We start from the raw sequence: 19,884 nt of genomic DNA, 5'->3' as shown, positions 1-19,884 counted from the left end.
GCTCGCTCCTTAGGGGTCGCTAGGGTTGAGCGTGGCAGACAAATAGCCAGCGACCGCCTCGACCAGCGCGATCGCGCTTTCGTAGAGCATGCGCGTGGGACCGATGAGGCCCACGCTACCCACCGGGCGATCAGCCTGGCAGTAATGAGCCGAGATGAGCGTGCAGCTGCGCATGGGCTCCAGCGGATTTTCCGAGCCAATGCGCACTGTTGCGTTCCGCTCGCTACCCTCGCTACCCTCGCTACCCTCGCTGGCCGGCAGCTCGAACATCAGCGGCCAAAGCTGATCGGGCTCGGCTTCCAACAGATGGAGCAGCGTCTGAACTTGCTGCAGCTGCGAAAATTCGGGCTGGCGCAGGACCTCCGAGATGCCGCGGACGACGATGGGGGCTGAGGTCAGCGCGTGGCTGCGCTCGCGCAGCGCTTGCAGGATGCTGCTAATGAGGCGGGCGTACTGCTGGAACTCGCGATCCAGCTCGCTCCAGTCGAGGCAGGCGATGGCAGCCAGCGATCGCCCGCGCAGCTTGTGATTCAAAAAGTTGGAGAGAACCTGTAGCTCTCGCTCGTCCGGTCCCCGATCAGCGCCGTCTGCCCTCGAGGGCCCCATCAGCACCGACTGGGTCTCGTAGGCATCGGTCACCACAATCAGCATCACCCGACCCGAATCCAGCCGCACTAGTTGCAGGTGCTTGAGGGTGTGGTGGGGCGTCTGCGGCCAGGTAACCAGCGCAATGTAGCCGCTGAGGGTGCCCAGCAGCTGGGCGGCCCCGTGAAGCAGAGCTTCTAAGTTGCCGGTTTCGGCATCCAGGCGCTGGTTGAGAAAGCGCTCGGTTTGGCTCCCCAAGCGCTCGTCGGGTTCGATTAGGCGATCGACATAGAGCCGATACCCCCAGTCCGACGGAATGCGACCGGCCGAGGTGTGCGGCTGAAACAGCAAACCGGCCTGCTCCAGCCACCCCATGGCATTGCGGATCGTGGCTGGGCTGACGGCAAAGTCGCGATTGCCGGCCAGCGATTTGGAACTAACGGGCTCGGCTGTGGCGACGTAACGGCGAACGGTAGCCCGCAGGATCTGCTGGTGGCGCTCGGTCAGCTTGCGCTCGTCAGCCATGGTCCGGCACGCTCAGTCCCCTACCACCATGACGCGCAGCTGCAGCCGCGCGTTGCATCGAGCAAGCCGCCATTGCGCTGGCCTGCGCTAATAGCGCGGCACGCTCGAGTCGATCGCCAGGGCATACGCGTCGATGCCGCCAATGACGTTTTTGACATTGCGAAAGCCTTGCTGCCACAGCCACTGGCACATCTGCGCGGAGCGGATGCCGTGGTGGCACATCACCAGGGTCTCGGTTTCGGCATCGAAGCGGTGGTGGATCTCGCCTGCCCAGCTTGCCTGCTGGCTCAGCGGCAGGTTGGCGAACCCATCCAAGCGGGCGATTTCGAGCTCCTCCGGCTCGCGCACATCGATTGCCTGAACCGGCCGCGCTGGGTCGGCAATCGCGCGAGCTAGCTCTTCCACCGTGATTTGGGGAATGTCGGCACTTGCACTCTGCTGGGCCATAGCCTTCCCCTTGTGCTTGCAAGCGGCGATCGCCATTCCCGTTTTAGCGCTCGCGTCCTTGGCGTTCGCGCTTATTTTAAGCTTATTGTAACGATCCGGATCCAGCCCGAACGGGCCGTATGGCAGCGCAATGGCAATACCTGGCGACCGCGCCGCGCGACAAAGCGCACATCGTCGCATCCCGGCTGCGCGAGTGCTTTCCGCAAGCGCAGCTGGTGCCGGAACCATCGGGGTACTGGGGCTTGGTCTGGCTCGGCAGCGACCGGGAGCTGCCCACCGCAACCATGCGCGCCATCCCCGAACTCGAGCAGGCCATTGCCATTGAGGCCGAGGTGGCCCCGCCGGATTGCGCGGCGATCGCAGCCACTTGCGCGCGCGCGGCCGAGCGCCTGCCCGAGGGGGCCACTTTTGCCGTTCGGGCCACGCGGCGCGGCCAGCACGCGTTCACCTCCCGCGATGTCAAAATCGCAGCCGGCGCTGCGGTTCTGGACGCCAGCCGCACCCTGAGCGTGGATTTGAGCGCGCCCGATTTTGTCATCCGGGTGGAGCTAGTCGGCGACTGGGCCGGCATTGGCCTCCTTGAGGGGAGCTGCGTCCGCCCCAAAAAGCGCGGCAAGGCCGACTCCCGCCAGCTAACGCAAAAGCTGACGCTGGTGCAGTTGGCCTACGAAAGCGAAGACTTGCGCGGTACGCGCCGCATGGGCGAGTCGCTAGGGCGCTCGGTGCAGGCCTTCGAGCTAGCTCAGCTGATTGTGGTGGTGGACTCGCCGGTGAGCGCCCGCTCGCTGCGGACGCTGCTCGATGGCATTGAGGAGGGCCGCGAATCGCGCTTCTCGCTGCAAAAGCGGACCTACGGCCACCGCGTGCGCCAAGTGCCGCTAGTGGTGTACGAGCTCTACCAGCTGCTGCGGGATGCAGCTGAAGCGCCTACCTTGACTGTTGCCACCGATCCGCGCGGGCAGACGCTACCGGCGGTTGCCCAGGAGCTGGCCGGCGAGTTGGAATCAGCCCCTGCCGTTTATGCGCTCAACGGCTCCAACGAAGGCATTCCGCCAGGCTGCTTCGAGCTGGCCGACTACACGCTCGATTTGGCACCGCAGATGACCTACGGCACCGACCAAGCCATTGCCGCCACGACCATCGCGCTGCTGGATGTGTGGCACGGTCACCCCGCTCGGGCGAGTCGTTCCTAGGCCTTAAAGCCGCCGAAGGCAGCCAGATTGTAATGTTTCCACGGCACGGCCACCGGGTGAAAGCCAGCCTCACGCAGCATCTGCAACTGTGCCTCTAGCGTTGCCAAGCGATCAGGGCCGGAGTGACCGCAGGGCACGCTGGTGCCAATGCGGGCGCGCACGGCTTCGCGGTCGATGCCATGCTGCTGCGCCCATGCCATCCGGGCTTCGTCGTCGGCATCTGCGAGCGCGGGCGCCTCCGGCAGCAGGGGATCGGCGTTCCAGAACGCACCGCCGGCTTTGAGCGAGCGGCAAGCCTGTTGCAACAGTTGTTGCTTGTCCGCGTCGCTCAAGTGGTGGATGGCAAGCGAGGAGATGATCGCGTCGAACGCGGTGCCGGTTTCGCGGGCGTGCTGGCTGTTGGCCCACTCGCCAAAGTCGAGTTCCAGGCCCTGCCAGCGATCCCCAGCGCCAGCAGCCTGCAGTTTGTCGCTTGCCGCCGCCAGCATGCGCGGCGAATAATCGATTCCTACCAGCTGCGCTTGCGGACAGCGCGCCAGCAGCTTGTGGCTGAGCTCGCCCGTCCCGCACCCCAGTTCCAAAATGCGCTCGGCGCCAGGCGGGACGCAGCGGACGATGGCGTCCAACAGAGAGTCGTAGTGCGGCAGTAGCTCGCGGATGCGGGTGTCGAACTCGGCCGTCTCGGCAAAGACTTCGCCCGGCCGGATCTCGGTAGTCGCGTCAGCCATAACGATCCTCGTACTCGCGCAGCCTCGATGCCCTCAGCCGCCTTCCATTCGCGGGGCTTGGGGGCGATAATGGGGCGCGATCGCGAAACTTTGCCGCACGGCAGCAATGCTCCCGTCCGCAGCCCCCATCCGAATTGCTGTCGACGCCGAGATCGATCGCGCCGGCAACATTGTGGCCACCTCGCGCGCAACCCAGCAAATGGTGGCGGCCCTCAAGCAGGCGATTGCGGCGCAGGACCCGAGTGCTGCCATTGAGGTCGTCCCGGCTGCCGGGTTGCAGGCCGAGCCATCTGACGGGGAGCAGCAACCGCGCTACTGTCCGCTGACGATCGCGCTCCCGGACAGCTTTGAGTTTCCCGGTCGGGCCATCTATCAGGCCTGCAAGGACGTGCGCGCCCGGCAGCAATGGGTCGAGGCGCACCTGCAGTGCGCGAGCGGCTTGCAGCAACCGGCTGCTTGGGCGGGCAACTACTGGTTGCCCATGGTCCTAACCGCTAAGGGACCGCTCTACGGTGAAGCCATTGGGGAAGGCATGGCCCCCAATACCTACCGGCAGCCTATCGAGCTCGACGATCACCAGCGGCAGCAGCTCTATCGCTTGGGGCATCAGCTGTTGCACGCACTGGCAGCGCCGCCAGCCGTCTACTTGTTGCAGTTTGGCTACCTAGACGGCCAGATTGCCTTTGATCGCCTCTGGCCCTTTCCAGCTGCTCCTGCCTTAGCAAGCGTGGGCGTGCAAAGCCCCGATCTGTTTGCCTGCCACTGGCAGTGCCTGACCGGGCGCCCAGTCTGCAACCTGGCGATCCGCGCGCAAGCAGCTGGCTGGTACGAATCGGGCTGACGGACAGCTCGCCCGGCGGCACTGCAAGCGGGCGCTAGCCTTTTTTCTCCTCGCGCGGGCGGGCTTTGTTGACCTTGAGGGTTCGGCCCATCCACTCGGCGCCGTCGAACGCCTCAATAGCCGCGGTCTCTTCGGCTTCATTGGCCATCTCGACAAAGCCGAAGCCTCGCTTGCGGCCGGTTTCGCGGTCGGTGGGAAGGTAGGTGCGCTTAACGGTGCCGTAATCGCCAAAAACGGCGTTTAGATCTTGCTGCGTTACCTCGTAAGAGAGGTTACCGATATAGATGGACATGGAAGCGATTGTCTCCGCAATTGAGCTGGGCTGAGATTTCAATCCGGGACGGCATCTCGATTGACGCCAGCTCCGCAAGCCCAGCGCGCACCTGCCCAACCGAATGAATATCTCTACCCCCTATTGAAACATACTATCGGCTGCACCGAGCGGCTTGATCGCAGGCCCACGCAATTGGGGCAGGCTTCCCTTTACCATCACCAGCAGCGCGCTAAGTTACCGCTCCATGCGCGAAGCCGATGCCTACGGCCTCGCCTTGCAATCCGCGAGCCCGCAGCTGGGCGCTGCGGTGGGGGCGATAGGCGGCGAGCTCCGCACCCAAAGCTGGGATTTGGGCTGGGAGCTGGCGACGCACTTGCAGCTCTGCTTGGCCCAGTTCCTGCCGCCGCTGGCGTGGCGCGATTTGAGCTGGCTTGCCGTTGCCATTGGTCCGGGTAGCTTTACCGGCACGCGCGCCGGCGTGGCAACCGCGCGCGTGCTAGCCCAGCAGCTGGCCTTGCCGCTGTTTGGCATCTCCACGCTGGCGGCGGTGGCGCGATCGCAACCGGCGCTGCTGCAGCCGGAGGGCACCATCGCCGTCCGGATGCCAGCACGCCGCAACCAGCAATTTGGGGCCATCTACCGGGTCACCCCGGACGGGCAGGGCCTGCTGCCAGCGCTGGCCGATACCGCCATGACAGCAGCTGACTGGCAGCAAACCCTGGCAGCGCAACCGGCCGACTGCCAGGTGGTGGAAGCGCCACCCCAGCTGGGCGCAACGGCAAGCGGGGTTTGGCACTTAGCCGCTCGAGCCTGGCAGCAGGGGGAGCGACCGCACTGGTCACAGGCCGCCCCGTTCTACGGCCAGCACCCAGTGGGCTAGGGCCGCCCAACCAGCAAGCTAGCCAGGCCGGCGGCAGCGGCTTCGGCGGCAATGCTGACGAGCCGGAACGCGACAACAGCGCCCAGAAGCGCGCCGGCCGCGAACGGGCCTTGAAGCAGGGCAACGGCACTGGCTTCAAACGTGCCAATTCCGCCCGGAGTGGGCACGACCAACCCCAGCCCCCACGCTGCAGCGAACGCGCCCAGCAGCAGCGGCAGTGCTGCCGGCGGGACCGGCGCGAAGGCGGCCACCGTCAGGGCAAACCCCGCCCCGCGCAGGGCGACAAAGCCCAGCTCCCCCAACAGCGGCCGCAGCGGATAAGCCGACAGCCGCAACGGCTCGTCCTGGTCAGCAAGACGGCGGCGCTGCAACAGCCAGTTCAAATAGCGCGGCCGCAAGCCCCCCCCAATGGCCACCAGGCCGGCAGCCCGCAGTGCGGCTGCTTGTTCCGCCGCGATTGGGAGCAGCGCCGGCAGTGGGGCAGCAGCCAGCGCGATCGCGCCGGCTGCGGCAACCATCAGCAGCGGCTCCAGCAGCACGCTCAGGGTTGCCGTTCCCAGCGAGCTACCGGCGGCTTTGACAGCTTCGATGCGGCCGTAAAAGTGCCAGATATTGCCCGGAACGTACTTGGCCAAGTTGGTGTTGAGATAGAGCCGCAGCCCCCGGCGCAGCGGTAGGGGACGCTCGAGCGCTCGCAGCAGGCTCAGCCACACCAACCCCGACCAAACGTGCGCGATCACCGTCACCAGCAGCGCCATGGCGCAGTACCCCCACTGCGCGCTCGTTAGCTGCAAGCCAGCCATCTCGTGCCAGCGCGCTCGCAGTGTATGGAGCAAAAACAACAGCGCCACGCCGAGCGCAAACCAGCGCAGGGCCGATTTACCCCTCATGCGGCTGAGGGAAGCGCGCGGCAAGTGCGAGGATGGAGATGTTGGGGCAGCCAAGCAAGCATCATGTGTCGGTTGGCATCTTGGGACATGGGGCGCTTCGTTAGGACCTTGGCGTATTTTGGGGCCATTCCGCTACTGGACAAACTGCCCGGCCTCAAGCCCACGGAGGAGACCCCGCGGCCCCAGCCAGCTACCCCCGCCAGCCAGCAGCGTAGCGGCACCATCTTGGTTGCCGGGGCAACTGGCGGCGTGGGCCAGCGCGTCGTGCAGCAGCTCCGGGAGCGCGGTTATCCGGTGCGGGGCCTGGTGCGCAGCATCGAGCGCGCTCGCCCCCTACTGGGCGAGCAACTCGATCTCTATGAAGGCGACATCACCGTTGCCGAGAGCCTGCAGCCGTCCCTCATGCAAGGGGTCACCGCCGTCATTTGCTGTACGGGGACGCGGGTGCAGCCGGTGGAAGGCGATACCCCCGACCGGCAAAAGTACTATCAGGGGGTCACCTACTACGACCCCGAAATTGCCGCATCCACACCTGAGACAGTGGAATACCGCGGCACGAGCAACCTGGCAGCGCTGGCCGCGCAGCAGGTGCGGGCGCCCGGCGCGCGGATGCTGTTTGACTTCTGTGCCCCTTCAGCCCAGGAACAAGCTGCCTGGGGCGCCCTTGATGATGCGGTCATGGGCGGGGTCAGCGAGAGCAGCTTCTCAATGGCTGGCGACAGTGCTGTTTTTGCCGGCAACGTTTCCACCGAAAACAACGGTGGCTTTGCCTCGGTGCGCACGCGCAACTTCGATCCGCCGCTCGATCTGAGCGATTGCGACGGCGTACGGTTGCGCGTCAAAGGGGATGGCAAGCGCTATAAGTTTTTCCTACGCAGCGACAGCCGCTGGGACGGCATCGGCTATGGTTATAGCTTCGATACCGTGCCCGATCGCTGGATCGATGTCGAGATTCCCTTCAAAGCAGTGACGCCCACCTTCCGCGCCCGCACCCGAGAGGACGCAGCCCCCTTCGATCCCGGCCAGCTCCATTCGCTGCAGCTGATGCTGAGCAAATTCGAGTTCGATCGCGAGCTCAACCCCACCTTCGAGCCGGGCCCGTTTGCACTGCAGGTCGCTACCATCGAGGCCTATCGGGATTGGCCCGGATCGCAGTTTGTCATGGTGAGCTCGGCCGGCGTCACGCGACCCGAGCGCGCCGATCTGGACTGGGAGCAGCAACCGCCCGCAGTCCGCATGAACGAGCAACTCGGCGGCATCCTGAGCTGGAAGCGTCGGGCCGAAGGCAGCGTGCGCCAGAGCGGGTTGCCCTACACCATCCTGCGGCCCTGCGCGCTCACCGAAGCAAGCGGCGGCAAGCCGCTACAGCTGGCGCAGGGCGACGAGATTACCGGTCAGGTCAGCCGGGATGCGATCGCCGAGCTGTGCGTGCAAGCCATCGCCGAGCCGCAAGCGCGCAACAAAACAGTTGAGGTCCGCGAAGCGCCTGCAGGGGGTCGTGGGACGGCAGCCTGGCAAGACCTCCAGCCCGATCCGAGCGTTTGAGTCCAAGATCGTGTCACTGTCCCCTGAGTTTTACGGTTGGCAAGGCTATCGCTGCAGCTACGAGTGCTGGCAGCCGTCGAGTGCCACCAATCCAGGACCCCCTCTAGTCCTGATTCATCCCATTGGCGTCGGACTCTCGCGGCGCTTTTGGTGGCGCTTCTGCCGCCAGTGGCAGCAGCAGGGGCATCCCCATGCCCTCTATAACCTGGACTTGCTGGGATGCGGCGATGGCGACCTGCCGCGCTGGGCTTACACGCCAGCCGATTGGGGCAGCCAGTTGTGCTGCTTTTTGGAGACTGTGGTTCAAGCCCCGCCGCTGGTCGTCGTACAGGGGGCATCGCTGCCCATCGCGCTCGAGCTGGTCCGGCAGGAGCCCCAAACCAGCATTCGCGGCCTAGTTCTGGTGGGGCCGCCAGCTCGATCGGTCATCCGCGATCGCGCCCCTCTCTGGCGGCAGCGGCTGCTGTGGCTGTTGCTGAGCTCGCCGCTGGGTTGGGCTTTCTTTCAGTACGCTCGCCGGCCTCAGTTTCTACGCTCGTTTTCGCAGCAGCGGCTGTTTGCGCGCGCTGAGGCGGTGGATCGCGAGTGGTTGGAACTGCTGGCAGTTGGCGCCCGCGATAGCCGAAGCCGCTACGCGGTGCTTTCGTTTCTGGCAGGCTTTTGGCGGCAGAACTACGCGGCCCTGCTACCGGCAGTCGCCCAGCCGACACTCGTGCTGGTGGGCGATGCCGCGACCAGCATCAGCCGTCGGGCAGCGCCCGAGACGCCCCAGCAGCGGCTGGAGGCGTACCGGCAGCAGCTCCCCAACGCGCAGGGGCAAACGATTGCCGGTCGCAACGTCCTGCCCTACGAAGCCACAGCTGCTGTCGAGGCGGTGATCGCGCCCTTTGCCCGTTCGCTCGCGCGCTAGTTCAACTGCCCGCTTCGCGCGCCATTTGCAAGATCCGCTCGGCAACCGAGTCGCCAACCGGCATGACCGAGAGCCGATTGCCGCGCTTGACAGCCAGCAGCTCCTCGGGGCCAAAGGTGGCCTTGAGCGTCGCAATGGATAGGTAGCGGGCAAAGGTCTCCCAGTATTCCACCTCGACCGTCTGCCAGCGCGGTGCCTCCGGGCGGGATTTGGGGTCGTAGTGGGGATCCTGGGGGTCAAACTGGGTGGGGTCGGTGACGTTGCCGGCCGTGACGCGCATCAAGCCCGCGATGCCGGGCGGCTTGGTGTTGGAGTGGTAGAAAAACCCCCAATCGCCGGGCTGCATCTGGCGCAGGTAATTGCGCGCCTGGTAGTTGCGCACCCCATCCCAAATGGCGCGCCCGTCTTGCTGCAGATCGCCGATGCTGTAGGCTTGGGGCTCTGATTTCAGCAACCAGTAGGGCACGGTTACTCCGAGGCAGGTCCGTCACCAACCAGCTGTTGGCGTAGCGTCGGCGGCGGCTGGCTGGGCTCAAAGTGATAGCTGCTGTGCGCGCCGTTGGGATACAAAAAGGTACATACGACCGAGACGTCAGGGTTGTACTTGACTAGCATCTCCTGCAGGCCCGATTCCTTCCAATCGCTGACCATAGAGGGAACGAGCCCCACAGGCTTGTAAATCAGCTGCCAGTCTTCCAGCTCGGTGCCGCTGCTCTCGAGCTGGCGCAGCACGATCAGGGTGCCTTTTTCGCCAAACTCGCAGTAGCCTTTGTAGGCCACTGCCCCCAAGTAGTTGGCGTTAGCTTCAATAACGGCCAGCTGCTGCTGTTGCGATTCCAGCGGTTCGGCCATAGTGGGGCGAGCAAGCGGATAGCGTTTCCTATTGTACGCGGCCACCAGCACCTGGCTGCGGGATCGGTCGGCTACCATTAAAGGGCAATTGTTTGCCCGAGCGAGCCCCATGAGCTTAGCCAGCAATCCGCCCATCAAGTTCGGTACAGACGGGTGGCGCGGCATCATCGCTGACGACTTTACCTTTGCCAACGTTTGCAAAGTCACCCGCGCGATCACCGCCCATTTGGAGCGCGCCTACTCGGCCGAGCGACCGGTGCTGGTGGGCTACGATACGCGCTTTTTGGCCGATGAGTTTGCACGCATGGCGGCCGAGGTGCTGGCCGAGTTGGGCTGGTCCGTGCGCCTGGTGGCTCGGGACTGCCCCACCCCGGTCATGGCGCACGCCGCGCAGGATTTGGGCACGGCGGGGGCGCTGATGTTTACCGCCAGCCACAATCCGCCTCCCTACTGCGGCATCAAATACATTCCCGATTACGCCGGACCGGCAACAACCGAAATCACCAACGCGATTGTGGATAACATTGCCGGTTCCGCTGAGGATCCCCCCAGTGGGGATGGCAGCGCGCGCATCGCCAGGCTGGAGCCGCAGGCCGATTACCTGCAATCGCTGTACGCCCAGTTCGATTGCGCCCGCATCCGCAGCGCCCGCCTGAGCGTCAAATACGATGCCCTCTACAGCACCTCGCGCGGGTACATGGACCGCATCCTGAGCGAGTGCGGCTGCGAGGTGGAGACCTTTAATGCCTGGCGCGACGTGCTGTTTGGGGGCGGCATGCCCGAGCCCAAGGAAGCGCAGCTGCGCGATCTGGCCGATGCCGTCCGGCGCGATGGCGCAGATCTGGGCCTAGCCACCGATGGCGACGGCGATCGCTTTGGGGTCATGGACGAGAGCGGCGAGCTCCTAACCCCCAATACCGTACTGCTGCTGCTGGCCCACCACTTGGTCAAAAACAAGGGCCAAACGGGCGCGATCGTGCGTACGGTAGCCACGACGCACTTGCTCGATCGCCTGGCGAGCGCCTACGGCTTGGAGGCGATCGAGACGCCTGTGGGCTTTAAGTACGTGGGCGAGCAAATGCGCCAGCGGCCTGTGCTGATTGGCGGCGAGGAGTCGGGCGGCCTGAGCGCGATCGGCCATATTCCAGAAAAAGACGGCATCTTGGCCAACATGCTGGTTGCCGAAGCCATGGCCTACGAGGGCAAACCCCTATCGCAGCTGGTTGAGGAGGTCCTGGCTGAAGCCGGCGGGCCAGCCTACAACCAGCGCCTGGACCTAGAGCTAGATGACGCGCGCAAGCGCGCGGCCATGGAGCACTTTCACCACAATCCGCCTAGCGAGCTTGCCGGAATCGCCGTGCGCGAGACCGGGCACCAAGATGGAGTCAAGCTCTACCTGGAGGAGGGCAGTTGGGTGCTACTGCGCCCCTCGGGAACCGAGCCGCTGATGCGGGTCTACATTGAAAGCGACACGCAGGCCAAGCAAACCCAGCTTGCCGAGCGCGTCCAAGCCGCACTCAAGCAAATCGAACCGGTGGCCGCCTAACGGCACTGGAGTCATCCATGCGAGTTTTTGTCAGTCTGCTCAGCTCCCTCATCCTCGCTGCTTGGGTAGCGTTGTTTGCGGTGCTGTCGATTCAGAATGTCGACGCGCTGACCCTGCGCTTTTTGATGTTCCGGACAGTGGAGCTGCCTTTGGGCGTGGCAATGGCTTTTGCCTTTGGCATCGGCGCCATTGTGGGGACCCTCTCGCCACTATTGCTGCCGTGGCGCCGCCCGGTCGGCAGCGAGCGCTGACCTGGGGTCGGCGGTCCTCATAGGGACCGATTGGGTTAGGACGCCGGCTTGCCCGGGCGAACTAAGACCCAATTGGGCGGCGCGCTCGCTACGCGGTTGGGGGCTTCCAGTGCCAGCCGCTCGAGCGCCTTCGATCGCAGCAAAAAAAAGGCCTGCGGCTGGGCTTGCCAGTGCCGCTCGAGCGCTCGGTCGGCTAGCGGCACAACCGGGTGCTGGCTGTAGAAATTGAGCGAGGGCCGGCTGTAGGCAAAATCGGTATAGACGGCCCGCTCGGGAGGAACGTTCTGGCGGACGATTGCGGCAACGGGCTTGACCGGATAGGCCTCGTTAAGCTCCCACAGCCAGTGGGGCGAGGCGAACAGCAGCAGCAGTGACACGTAGCTCCCCCAGACCAGCAGCGCCACAAACTGCGGATCGCGCCGCGCCACCAGCCGGGCCGAAGCCCCCAAGGCGATTGCCAGCCCGGCTAAAATAACTACCAGCCAGGGCTCGGGCGGATCCTGCCAAGCGTAATAAGCGCTGCCTGCACCAGCGGCAACAGCTAGGGCGGCCAGCAGCACCGTCCAGCCGCGCGGGTAGGAGCGATCGCTAGGCCGCTCGAGGACTGCCTGGAGTTGCACGCCGGTTGCCAGCGCCAAGGCGGGATAAGCTGGCAGTACGTACCAGGGGAGTTTGCTGGCCATCAGCAGGATGGCCGCCCAGTGGAGACCGCTCCACACCAGCACAAGCTTGGCCCAGCCCCACTGGCGCTCGACCCAAGCCAGCCCCAGGCCGTAGGCCATAAGCGGCAACCAGGGCAGCGCCCGCAGCAAGATTGGGCCGTAGTACCAAGGCGGTGCCGCCAGATCGCCAGTTCCGGACGTAACCCGTTGCAGCGACTGGCGGACGATGGTGGTCTCAACGAAGGCTTCCCCGTAGTGCCAAAACTGGGCAGCGTACCAAGCTGCGGCAGGCACGCTCCCGAGCAACAGGCCCAGCCACAGGTAGCGGCTGCGCAGGACGCGAGGCGCATCCACCTGCAGAAAGGCCAGTGCAAAAGCCAACCACAACAGCGCCATCATGCCTTTGGTTAGGGCCATTAGCCCCAACCCCACCCCCAACCCCAGCGACCAACGCAGATCCCGACGCACTCGCAGGGCAGCCAGCAGCATTAGCAACCCCACTGCCAACACGGCGCCGTCCAGCATGGCCAGCCGTCCGTGGCGCACGACGGGCAGCAAAGTCAAATAGACTAGGGCAGCCAATGCCGCGGGCAAGCGGCGCACGAACGATTCGCGCCCAAGCGCATAGAGCAACGGAACGGACAGGGCCGTGCAGATTGCCCCCGGCAAGCGAGCCGTCCATTCGCTGATGCTACCAAGCGCGTACGCTGCCGCAATCGCCCAGTGCACTAGCGGCGGTTTGTTGAGGTAGGGCTCGCCCCAAAGGGTCGGGAACAACCAGCGTTGGCTCCCCGACGGCGCCTGCGCAATCTCGCGCGCCACCTGGGCCACTGTCCCTTCATCCCAATCGCGCAGTGGGACACTACCCAAACCGGTCAGCAGCAGCACCAGTGCCGCTCCCAGCAGGCCAGTTGCAATAGCGCGATCGCATCCTCGCTCGCCCACCCCGACTGAGCCCAATGCCCGCACCGTCCTTGTTGCGCTCCATATCGCCTGCACTGCCGCTCGAGCGGCCTCCTGGGCACTCTCTGTGTTAGGCCAGCGCTCGGGAAACCATTGCCCCCAACTTGAGCTGGGACGGCATATCACACGCTCCCAGCAGGCCGAGTCGCAACGGCAGTAACGATATCGCACTTTTGCGCGATGGGACCGGATCGAGCCTGGGCGGACCCTGCCAAAGCGCGCTGGCGCCTGCATCGAGGTTGGATGCTTTTAAGCCGCCATCAACCCCGATCCGGGGTCGAGATCTCGTTCGCTACCCTTTTGCCGCAAGTTTTTGAATTAGGCTGACGTGCGATGCTGATTAGACGCCTTGAGCCGACAAAATGTTGAGGCTTAAACCAAAGCAATCGTTCTCTAACTGAAGGTTGGCAAGCGAGGGAACAACAGCAGTTGCGTGACTGAGCTGCTCCCGCGCATGAGTAGTCGTTACCGCGATCGTTTGCATGCCCGCGCGCTGCGCAGCTTCCACGCCAGCAGGCGTGTCCTCAAACGCGATGCATCGATCCGGTCTCTGGTCGAGGCATTTAGCTGACATCAGATAAAGATCGGGTGCTGGCTTGCCGTAATTAACATCATCTGCTGCCGTTAGTACTGGCGGCGTCGGAAGCCCTGCTCTGCTCAGTCGTAGTTGGGCCGTTCGCCTTGCCGAGCTTGTCGCAACTGCCCAAACCTCATTAGGAAGAGAGTTCAATAACGCGATGGCTCCCTCGCAGGGGCGAAAGGCATCCTGGTCTTGCGCTTCTTCCTGTGCCAGGCGCTCGGCTTCGGCCTTGGCGTCGAGCCAAGGGGCAACCGTTGCAATTCCATCCGTAAAGCGTTTTCCGTGAACGTTTTGGAGGACGAACTCTGGATCGAGCTGATGGCGCTTGGCCCATTGCGTCCAACGCCGCTCAATAACGCCGCCCGAATCGACTAGAACCCCATCAAGATCGAAAACAATGGCCTGCGCCTCGACAGACATGACCGCTACTCCGATTGGCTGCTTTCGCTAATTAGCTAATAACAGTCTTGGGTACTGCAGTAGCAGCACGACTGCTGCTTTATCAATAATCCTAAAAGCTAACGAAGCGGATGAAAAATTGTTTTTTCTTATATTGCATAAACGCTTTTTTAAAGCGTTATCTCGGATACCAAAATGGCCGGCGATGGCAGGAGCGCTCGATTCCAGTTGCGGCGAAAGTTGCCCTCGCTCGAGCGTGCAGGACGCTCCCAATAGCGACGCCATGCACGGGCGCTTGTCGTCGTAAGGACTCGCCTGCACTCAATCCGTACTGTCAGGCGCGCTCGCGGCTAACGGCGCCAGCAAGCCGGGCGGGAAGCGCTCGACCCATTGAGCCAGATGGGCGCGATTGGCTTGCTGCTGTTGGGGGTCGGCCGTCTCGAGCGGATGGGGCGCCAGACCGCGAATGGCAGCCGCCGTCACGCACACCATGGCTTTCTGGAAGCCCTGACCGATTCGCACCAACCAGTCCCTGCCATCGGGCGATCGCTGGCCGTAGAGCGCCTGCAGCGCGGCGGGCAGGTAGCGCCACAGATCTTGGGCGAGCAGGCTGGGCGGAACGCCGGCACTACCGGTGGTGAGCGGGTCGGCGTATAGGGGGCCATAGCGAAAGTCCGATTGCCGCTTCGGGATTTGGCCGGCTTGGGCGTTGTAGGAAACTGTTCCTAAAAAGGGCGTGCCCCGCAGCAGGATGGCCTCGACGTAGGGAACGGCCGCATCGGCCAGAAAGGTCAACCCGGCCGATGGCGGTACGATTTCGTAGGTCTGACCGCGCAAGGCAACCGTATAGGTGATGGGCCGGTTGGCGGCTCGGAGCAGGCCGGCCTGAATGTGCTGCACCCCTGCCGCTAGGGAGGCGATCTCGCCGCTATCGTAGCGCTGTCCCAGGCTCAAAAACAGCTCGCTCATTACCTGCCAGAACTGGGCCAGCACGCTGCAGTAGGCCAGCTGTCGCACTTGCTCGGGCAGGAACTCGCGGTAGAGGCGGTGGATGGCCAGCATGAGGCCGTTGCCGCGGAATTTATCCCGAATGGCCCCCTCGGCACGCTCGCGGAACTCAGCCGAGTCGAGGTAGGCATCCAAACCGCCGCCGCCGTGCCAGAGCATGGCCCGCATGATGTATTCGGCGTATTCGTAATTGAGGCGGTCGTGCCGCCAGTGGCGCAGCAGCTTGCGCGGCGTCACCTCGCCCTGGAAATATTTAAAAAAGGTCAAAAAGACCAGAAACTGCCGCTCGGCCATATCGGCCAGTACGCGGTAGTAGGCATCCAGAATGAGGCCGTAGCTTTTGAGGATGCCGCTCACCTCAATTAGGTTGGCCTGCGACTCGGGCAGCAGCGCCTCGCCCCGTTCCAGGCGCGCGATCGCCTCAGCTTGCAGCGATGATGGGCTTAGGGCAGGGTCGGTACGCATCGCCGAGGGCACTAGAAATAACTGGCAACTGCGCTAGGCGCGATCGGGAACGCGATCTGCTGCACCAAGAGCTGGGGTTGTACCCCCAGCGTGACGATCACGGCAGCCATGACCAAAGCCGGTAGGGCTTGCGAGGGCGAGGCCGAGGGCTGCCGGTCCCAGTCAAGCGGCAGCCGACCGAAGAAAACGCGGTTGACCAGCAGCAGAAAGTAAACCGCCGTTAGCCCGGTGCTGACCATGCACAGCAGCGTTGGCACGGGGAAGCTGGCAAAGCTGCCCCGAAAGATGGTGAATTCGCTGACAAAACCCACCATGCCGGGAATACCGGCGCTGGCCATTGCCCCCAGAACGGTCAAGCTCCCCACCAGGGGCATGCCGCGTTGAGGGTTTAGCAGGCCCCGCAGCTCGCCGATCTGGCGCGTTCCCACCGCCTCGCCGATGGTCCCGACCAGCAGAAACAGCAGCCCCGAGATCAGCCCGTGGCTGACCGTTTGCACGATCGCAGCAACCAAGCTGATGGGGGTAGCGGCCGCGGCTGCCAGCAGGATGTAGCCCATGTGAGCGATTGAGGCGTACGCCACGACTTGCTTCATATCGGTTTGGGCGATTGCGGCCAGCGCCCCGTACAGGGCACTGACGGCCGCCCAAACCGCCAGTCCGGGCGCCAGCAGCTGCCATGCCTCCGGAAACAGGCCCACGCCAAAGCGCAACAGGCCGTAAGTGCCCAGCTTGAGCAGAATGCCGGCCAGCAGGATGGAGATGGGGGTTGATGCCTCGACGTGGGCATCGGGCAGCCAGGTGTGGAACGGCAAAAACGGCGTTTTGATGGCAAACCCCAGCAGAAACCCACCCAGCAACGGCACCTGGACATCCACCGGGAGCGCGGGCACCAGCGCCGCCAGCCGCTCGTAGCTAAAGCTTGCAGCCCCGCTGGCCCAAACGGTGCCCAAAGCCGCCGCCAGCAGGCATGCCCCCGAGAGGGCCGTGTACAGCAAAAACTTGGTTGCGGCATAGCCGCGCCGCTCGCCGCCCCAAATGGCGATCAGCAAGTACAGCGGGATGAGCTCGATCTCATAAAACAACAAAAATAGCAGCACGTCCCGGGCCAAGAAGGCCCCCGTTACGCTGGCGTTGAGGACCAAAATGAGCGCATAGTAGAGCTGCGGTCGCGCCACATGCCGATCGCTGCTGCCAATCGCTACGGCCGTCAGCAACCCGTTGAGCAGCACTAGCGGCAGCGAGAGGCCGTCCAGGCCCAGCGCATAGCTCACGCCAATGGGCTCGATCCAAGCAACGCGCTCGGGGAAGGCCAGGGTGGCTTGACTGGGATCGAACTGGGTTGCCAAAGCGAGCGCCCCCAGCAAAACCGCCACCGCAATCGCCAGGGCCAGCGATCGCCAGCGCTCGGCCGAGGCGGTTTGCGGCCAAGCCCCAACCAGCAAGGCCCCAACAGCCGGTCCCCAAATCAAAGCGCTGAGCATCCCCAACTCGACGACCTCGCTCGCTTTCCCACCTCGAGCTTAAGCCGCTAGAAAGGCCAACTGATTATTAGGCCAACCAGTAGCGCGCTCCCCAGCGCGACCGTCAGCACGTAAAACTGCGACTGCCCCGATACGCCGTATCGGAGCCCTTGACTGCCGGCGAGGGCCCCTAGGCCGATCCAGTTGATGGCCCCATCGACAACGTGGCGATCCAGGCAACGCCCCCACTGGGACAGGCGGGCGATCGACGCCACGACCGTGAGGCGATAGAGGCGATCGAGGTAGAGGTTGCGTGCCAGGCTCTGCTGGATCCAGCGCGCATGGGCCCGAACGGATGGCGATCGCGCCCGAGACAGCGGCTGCCGCCAGCCCAGCGCGAGCCCAACCGCCCCTGATAGCACCAGCAGCGCGATTTCGGGCTCGGCGAGGACCTCGCCTGCTGTTGCCAAAGACCCCGTGGATTGGAACCAAAGCTGCCACCGCTGCGGCACCAAGGGGGCCAGCAAGGCGACGACGGCCAGCGCCACCATGGACAGCGCCATGGGCCAGGGAACCTCGGGAGCCCGGCGCGTTTTGGGCTGGGGCGCCCCCAGAAACACTAGGCGAAAGACGCGGGTCAAATTGAGGGCATTGAGGGCATTGACCGCCACCAACACGGCCAACAGCCAGCCAGGCGGGGCCGGAAACGTATCGACCCACTGGCCGACGACCCAAAAATTGCCCAGCGGCAGCAGCACCACCAATCCCGAAGCGCCAACGGCAAAAGCGGTACTGGTCGCCGGCATGCGGGCTGCCAAACCGCCCATTTGGGTGATGTCTTGGTCGTTGGCAATCCAACTGACCGAACCGGCGCTCATAAACAGCAGGGTCTTGGCGATGGCATGGATGAACAGCAGCAGCAGGGCAATGTCGGCCCACTCCAAGCCCACCGCGACAAACACCAATCCCAGATAGGCGCTGGTGGAGTGCGCGAGCGTGCGCTTGATATCGATTTTGGCGGTGGCAATGAGCGAGGCCCCAATCGCCGTTACCGACCCGATAGCCACCAGCGCAGCGGAGGTAATGGGCGATAGGGTCAGCACCGGTTGCAGCCGGATCAAAACGTAGGCCCCAGCCGCCACCACAATGGCGTTGCGCAGGATCGAGGCCGGGTTGGGCGCTTCCATGGCCTCATCCAGCCAGAGATTGAGCGGAAATTGCGCGCACTTGCCCACCGGTCCGGCAATCAGAGTCAGCCCCAACAGCGCGCTCGCGCTGCCATCGAGCGGTGCGGTTTCGGCCCAAGCTGCAATTTGGGGAAACGTCAGTCCCACGCCGTAGCTGGAGAGGGCAATGACGCCCATGAGAAAAACAATATCGCCGACGCGCTTGGTCAAGAACGCATCCCGCGCCGCCGTTACCACCAGCGGTTGCGCGTACCAAAAGCCCACCAGCAAGTACGTCGATAGGGTGAGCATCTCCAGCAGGGCGTAGCTCAAAAACAGCGAATCGCTCAGCGCAATGCCTGATAGCGCCGCTTCAAAAAAGCCCATCAGCCCGTAGAAGCGCGCCAGCGAGCGGTCTTTGTCCATATAGCCCAGCGCGTAAACGAGGGTGATGAGCGTAATGCCGCTCACTAGCTCGATGGCCCCCAAACTGACCGGCGAAGCTCGGATTGCCAGCGATAGCTCCCAATCCGCAATTTGGAGCCAGTCGAACGTCAGTTGTTGCGGCGCGCGTTCCCAGATGGCCGTAAAGGCCAGCGCCCCGTGGACGAAAGCCAGCGCCGTTGCCAGCAGATTGAGATAAGCTGCCGGACGTTGGCCGCGCCACGGCCCCCAACCGGCCGCCCAGGGCAGGGCTAAGACAGCGCCCATTAGGCCGTAAAACGGAATCAACCCAACCGTCGAAACGACGAACGACTCCATTTCGGGGCACTCGCGACAACGAGTTGGCTGCGGTTACGGTTGGGCCTTCCGGTTAATGGGGTCGCTCGATTCGAGTTGAAGGCGCCTCGACCCCTCGAGCGGCACGCCGGCCCACCCGGTCTCTAAACTGGGAAGCTGCTCCAGCAGTATGATGCCTTGCCAAGCACCATGCCAATCCGAACGGTTCACGTTGCCCTAACCGCGGTTGCCATTGTGGCGGCGTTGGCCATCGGCCAGGCTTTTCCATTGGCGCCGCCAGGACCTGAAACCACCTCAGCGGGGACGGGCCGAACGCCCATCGACCTGACACATCCGTTCAACCAAGAGACGGTGCATTGGCCCACGGCACCGCAGGAGTTCGAGCTCAAACCGGATTTTGTGGGCGAGACCGAAGGGGGCTTTTACTACGCTGCCTACTGGTTCTGTGGTGCCGAGCACGGCGGGACCCACATGGATGCCCCCAAGCACATGGCCCGAGGCCAACCGGCCGTCGATGCGGTGCCGCTCGAGCAGCTAAGGGGACCGGCCGCCGTCGTCGATGTCTCCGAGCAGGCTCTGGCGAATCGCGATTACCAAGTCACTATCGGCGACCTGCGCGCTTGGGAAGAGCAGCACGGTCGGATTCCCGAGCAGGCTATCCTCGCCATCCGCACGGGCTACGGCCGGTACTACCCCGATCGCGAGGCCTACATGGGCACTGACGCGCGGGGCCAACAGGCCCTGTCCGATTTGCACTTTCCCGGCTTGCACCCGGATGCCGCTCGGTGGCTGCGCGAGAACCGCGCGATCACCGCTGTGGGCATTGATACCAATTCTCGTGGCTTGTGCACTAGATTGCGGCCTTCATAACTCCCTCAATATGGGAGTCATGCTGTTTGGTAAGCGTGCATCTGCTGCTCAAATTGGTATGACACCCCCAGCATCGATTACGGCCAGTCCACCCAATTCATGG

At 64.1% G+C, this 19,884-nt stretch carries 20 protein-coding genes; 8 read left to right on the top strand and 12 right to left on the bottom strand.

The genetic code is table 11. The features are described 5' to 3' along the window. Positions 1 to 9 precede the first annotated feature (9 nt). Both BRC58_04395 and BRC58_04390 read right to left on the bottom strand, forming a co-directional pair. Positions 10 to 1,110: a heat-inducible transcriptional repressor HrcA gene (locus BRC58_04395; GenBank protein PSP18154.1), complete on the bottom strand. Its 1,101-nt coding sequence runs from the start codon at positions 1,108 to 1,110 to the stop codon at positions 10 to 12. An 87-nt stretch (positions 1,111 to 1,197) separates the two neighbouring features. Then, a complete protein-coding gene (locus BRC58_04390) occupies positions 1,198 to 1,557 on the bottom strand; it encodes a rhodanese-related sulfurtransferase (protein PSP18153.1) in 360 nt (119 codons plus the stop codon). Positions 1,558 to 1,676: 119 nt separating this feature from the next. Here BRC58_04390 and BRC58_04385 point away from each other — a divergent pair, with 119 nt between their 5' ends. Further along, positions 1,677 to 2,750, top strand: a complete 1,074-nt coding sequence (locus BRC58_04385; GenBank protein PSP18152.1) for a hypothetical protein — start codon at positions 1,677 to 1,679, stop codon at positions 2,748 to 2,750. On the opposite strand, the gene BRC58_04380 is transcribed toward BRC58_04385, so the two are convergent. After that, a complete protein-coding gene (locus BRC58_04380; protein PSP18151.1) occupies positions 2,747 to 3,478 on the bottom strand; it encodes an SAM-dependent methyltransferase in 732 nt (243 codons plus the stop codon). The two genes, BRC58_04385 and BRC58_04380, sit on opposite strands and share 4 nt — an antisense overlap. 106 nt (positions 3,479 to 3,584) lie before the next feature. Between BRC58_04380 and BRC58_04375 the strand changes: the two genes are divergently transcribed. After that, complete coding sequence (locus BRC58_04375; GenBank protein PSP18150.1) at positions 3,585 to 4,319, top strand: hypothetical protein; 735 nt, start codon at positions 3,585 to 3,587, stop codon at positions 4,317 to 4,319. A 34-nt stretch (positions 4,320 to 4,353) separates the two neighbouring features. On the opposite strand, the gene BRC58_04370 is transcribed toward BRC58_04375, so the two are convergent. After that, positions 4,354 to 4,611 carry an RNA-binding protein gene (locus BRC58_04370; protein ID PSP18149.1) on the bottom strand — a complete coding sequence of 86 codons (258 nt, stop codon included), beginning with the start codon at positions 4,609 to 4,611 and terminating at the stop codon, positions 4,354 to 4,356. A gap of 226 nt (positions 4,612 to 4,837) precedes the next feature. Here BRC58_04370 and tsaB point away from each other — a divergent pair, with 226 nt between their 5' ends. Beyond that, positions 4,838 to 5,473: a tRNA (adenosine(37)-N6)-threonylcarbamoyltransferase complex dimerization subunit type 1 TsaB gene (gene tsaB, locus BRC58_04365; protein PSP18148.1), complete on the top strand. Its 636-nt coding sequence runs from the start codon at positions 4,838 to 4,840 to the stop codon at positions 5,471 to 5,473. On the opposite strand, the gene BRC58_04360 is transcribed toward tsaB, so the two are convergent. Beyond that, positions 5,470 to 6,363 carry a hypothetical protein gene (locus BRC58_04360; protein PSP18147.1) on the bottom strand — a complete coding sequence of 298 codons (894 nt, stop codon included), beginning with the start codon at positions 6,361 to 6,363 and terminating at the stop codon, positions 5,470 to 5,472. The two genes, tsaB and BRC58_04360, sit on opposite strands and share 4 nt — an antisense overlap. A 63-nt stretch (positions 6,364 to 6,426) precedes the next feature. Here BRC58_04360 and BRC58_04355 point away from each other — a divergent pair, with 63 nt between their 5' ends. Both BRC58_04355 and BRC58_04350 read left to right on the top strand, forming a co-directional pair. Next, a complete protein-coding gene (locus BRC58_04355) occupies positions 6,427 to 7,908 on the top strand; it encodes an NADH:ubiquinone oxidoreductase (GenBank protein PSP18146.1) in 1,482 nt (493 codons plus the stop codon). Further along, positions 7,895 to 8,818, top strand: coding sequence for an alpha/beta hydrolase (locus tag BRC58_04350; protein ID PSP18179.1), 924 nt, complete (start codon positions 7,895 to 7,897; stop codon positions 8,816 to 8,818). The genes BRC58_04355 and BRC58_04350 overlap by 14 nt, the downstream gene beginning before the upstream one ends. Position 8,819: 1 nt before the next feature. Here BRC58_04350 and BRC58_04345 read toward each other — a convergent pair whose 3' ends face one another. Together BRC58_04345 and BRC58_04340 are read right to left on the bottom strand one after the other, a co-directional pair. Further along, positions 8,820 to 9,284, bottom strand: a complete 465-nt coding sequence (locus tag BRC58_04345; GenBank protein PSP18145.1) for an EVE domain-containing protein — start codon at positions 9,282 to 9,284, stop codon at positions 8,820 to 8,822. 2 nt (positions 9,285 to 9,286) lie between these two features. Next, positions 9,287 to 9,670: a hypothetical protein gene (locus BRC58_04340; GenBank protein PSP18144.1), complete on the bottom strand. Its 384-nt coding sequence runs from the start codon at positions 9,668 to 9,670 to the stop codon at positions 9,287 to 9,289. A 109-nt stretch (positions 9,671 to 9,779) separates the two neighbouring features. On the opposite strand from BRC58_04340, the gene BRC58_04335 reads away from it, so the two are divergent. Beyond that, positions 9,780 to 11,216 (top strand): phosphoglucosamine mutase, encoded by a 1,437-nt coding sequence (locus BRC58_04335; protein ID PSP18178.1) that lies wholly within the window; start codon positions 9,780 to 9,782, stop codon positions 11,214 to 11,216. Between the two features lie 17 nt (positions 11,217 to 11,233). Then, positions 11,234 to 11,467, top strand: coding sequence for a DUF1049 domain-containing protein (locus tag BRC58_04330; protein PSP18143.1), 234 nt, complete (start codon positions 11,234 to 11,236; stop codon positions 11,465 to 11,467). Between the two features lie 35 nt (positions 11,468 to 11,502). On the opposite strand, the gene BRC58_04325 is transcribed toward BRC58_04330, so the two are convergent. The 5 genes from BRC58_04325 to BRC58_04305 form a co-directional block, all read right to left on the bottom strand. After that, positions 11,503 to 13,326 (bottom strand): phospholipid carrier-dependent glycosyltransferase, encoded by a 1,824-nt coding sequence (locus tag BRC58_04325; protein PSP18142.1) that lies wholly within the window; start codon positions 13,324 to 13,326, stop codon positions 11,503 to 11,505. A 106-nt stretch (positions 13,327 to 13,432) separates the two neighbouring features. Next, positions 13,433 to 14,092, bottom strand: coding sequence for a hypothetical protein (locus BRC58_04320; protein PSP18141.1), 660 nt, complete (start codon positions 14,090 to 14,092; stop codon positions 13,433 to 13,435). Between the two features lie 300 nt (positions 14,093 to 14,392). Beyond that, entirely contained in the window at positions 14,393 to 15,544 is a 1,152-nt protein-coding gene (locus tag BRC58_04315) for a carbon dioxide transporter (protein PSP18140.1), read from the bottom strand. Positions 15,545 to 15,555: 11 nt separating this feature from the next. Continuing rightward, positions 15,556 to 17,025 (bottom strand): NAD(P)H-quinone oxidoreductase subunit D4, encoded by a 1,470-nt coding sequence (locus BRC58_04310; protein ID PSP18139.1) that lies wholly within the window; start codon positions 17,023 to 17,025, stop codon positions 15,556 to 15,558. A gap of 47 nt (positions 17,026 to 17,072) precedes the next feature. Next, positions 17,073 to 18,932 (bottom strand): NAD(P)H-quinone oxidoreductase subunit F, encoded by a 1,860-nt coding sequence (locus BRC58_04305; GenBank protein ID PSP18138.1) that lies wholly within the window; start codon positions 18,930 to 18,932, stop codon positions 17,073 to 17,075. A 168-nt stretch (positions 18,933 to 19,100) separates the two neighbouring features. On the opposite strand from BRC58_04305, the gene BRC58_04300 reads away from it, so the two are divergent. Next, entirely contained in the window at positions 19,101 to 19,781 is a 681-nt protein-coding gene (locus tag BRC58_04300) for a cyclase (GenBank protein PSP18137.1), read from the top strand. Positions 19,782 to 19,884: the final 103 nt, after the last annotated feature.

The organism is Cyanobacteria bacterium QS_8_64_29 (assembly GCA_003022125.1).
Lineage (GTDB): Bacteria > Cyanobacteriota > Cyanobacteriia > Cyanobacteriales > Rubidibacteraceae > QS-8-64-29.
Note: the sequence above shows the minus strand (reverse complement) of the source record. Positions and strands in the feature narration are given on the sequence as shown.

Coding starts and splice junctions, on each gene's coding strand:
- BRC58_04315 (PSP18140.1), bottom strand. CDS start 15,544: ATGCGTACCGACCCTGCCCTAAGCCCATCATCGCTGCAAGCTGAGGCG.
- BRC58_04370 (PSP18149.1), bottom strand. CDS start 4,611: ATGTCCATCTATATCGGTAACCTCTCTTACGAGGTAACGCAGCAAGAT.
- BRC58_04375 (PSP18150.1), top strand. CDS start 3,585: ATGCTCCCGTCCGCAGCCCCCATCCGAATTGCTGTCGACGCCGAGATC.
- BRC58_04330 (PSP18143.1), top strand. CDS start 11,234: ATGCGAGTTTTTGTCAGTCTGCTCAGCTCCCTCATCCTCGCTGCTTGG.
- BRC58_04380 (PSP18151.1), bottom strand. CDS start 3,478: ATGGCTGACGCGACTACCGAGATCCGGCCGGGCGAAGTCTTTGCCGAG.
- BRC58_04300 (PSP18137.1), top strand. CDS start 19,101: ATGCCAATCCGAACGGTTCACGTTGCCCTAACCGCGGTTGCCATTGTG.
- BRC58_04355 (PSP18146.1), top strand. CDS start 6,427: ATGTGTCGGTTGGCATCTTGGGACATGGGGCGCTTCGTTAGGACCTTG.
- BRC58_04395 (PSP18154.1), bottom strand. CDS start 1,110: ATGGCTGACGAGCGCAAGCTGACCGAGCGCCACCAGCAGATCCTGCGG.
- tsaB (PSP18148.1), top strand. CDS start 4,838: ATGCGCGAAGCCGATGCCTACGGCCTCGCCTTGCAATCCGCGAGCCCG.
- BRC58_04325 (PSP18142.1), bottom strand. CDS start 13,326: ATGCAGGCGCCAGCGCGCTTTGGCAGGGTCCGCCCAGGCTCGATCCGG.
- BRC58_04385 (PSP18152.1), top strand. CDS start 1,677: ATGGCAGCGCAATGGCAATACCTGGCGACCGCGCCGCGCGACAAAGCG.
- BRC58_04340 (PSP18144.1), bottom strand. CDS start 9,670: ATGGCCGAACCGCTGGAATCGCAACAGCAGCAGCTGGCCGTTATTGAA.
- BRC58_04360 (PSP18147.1), bottom strand. CDS start 6,363: ATGAGGGGTAAATCGGCCCTGCGCTGGTTTGCGCTCGGCGTGGCGCTG.
- BRC58_04310 (PSP18139.1), bottom strand. CDS start 17,025: ATGCTCAGCGCTTTGATTTGGGGACCGGCTGTTGGGGCCTTGCTGGTT.
- BRC58_04335 (PSP18178.1), top strand. CDS start 9,780: ATGAGCTTAGCCAGCAATCCGCCCATCAAGTTCGGTACAGACGGGTGG.
- BRC58_04390 (PSP18153.1), bottom strand. CDS start 1,557: ATGGCCCAGCAGAGTGCAAGTGCCGACATTCCCCAAATCACGGTGGAA.
- BRC58_04305 (PSP18138.1), bottom strand. CDS start 18,932: ATGGAGTCGTTCGTCGTTTCGACGGTTGGGTTGATTCCGTTTTACGGC.
- BRC58_04320 (PSP18141.1), bottom strand. CDS start 14,092: ATGTCTGTCGAGGCGCAGGCCATTGTTTTCGATCTTGATGGGGTTCTA.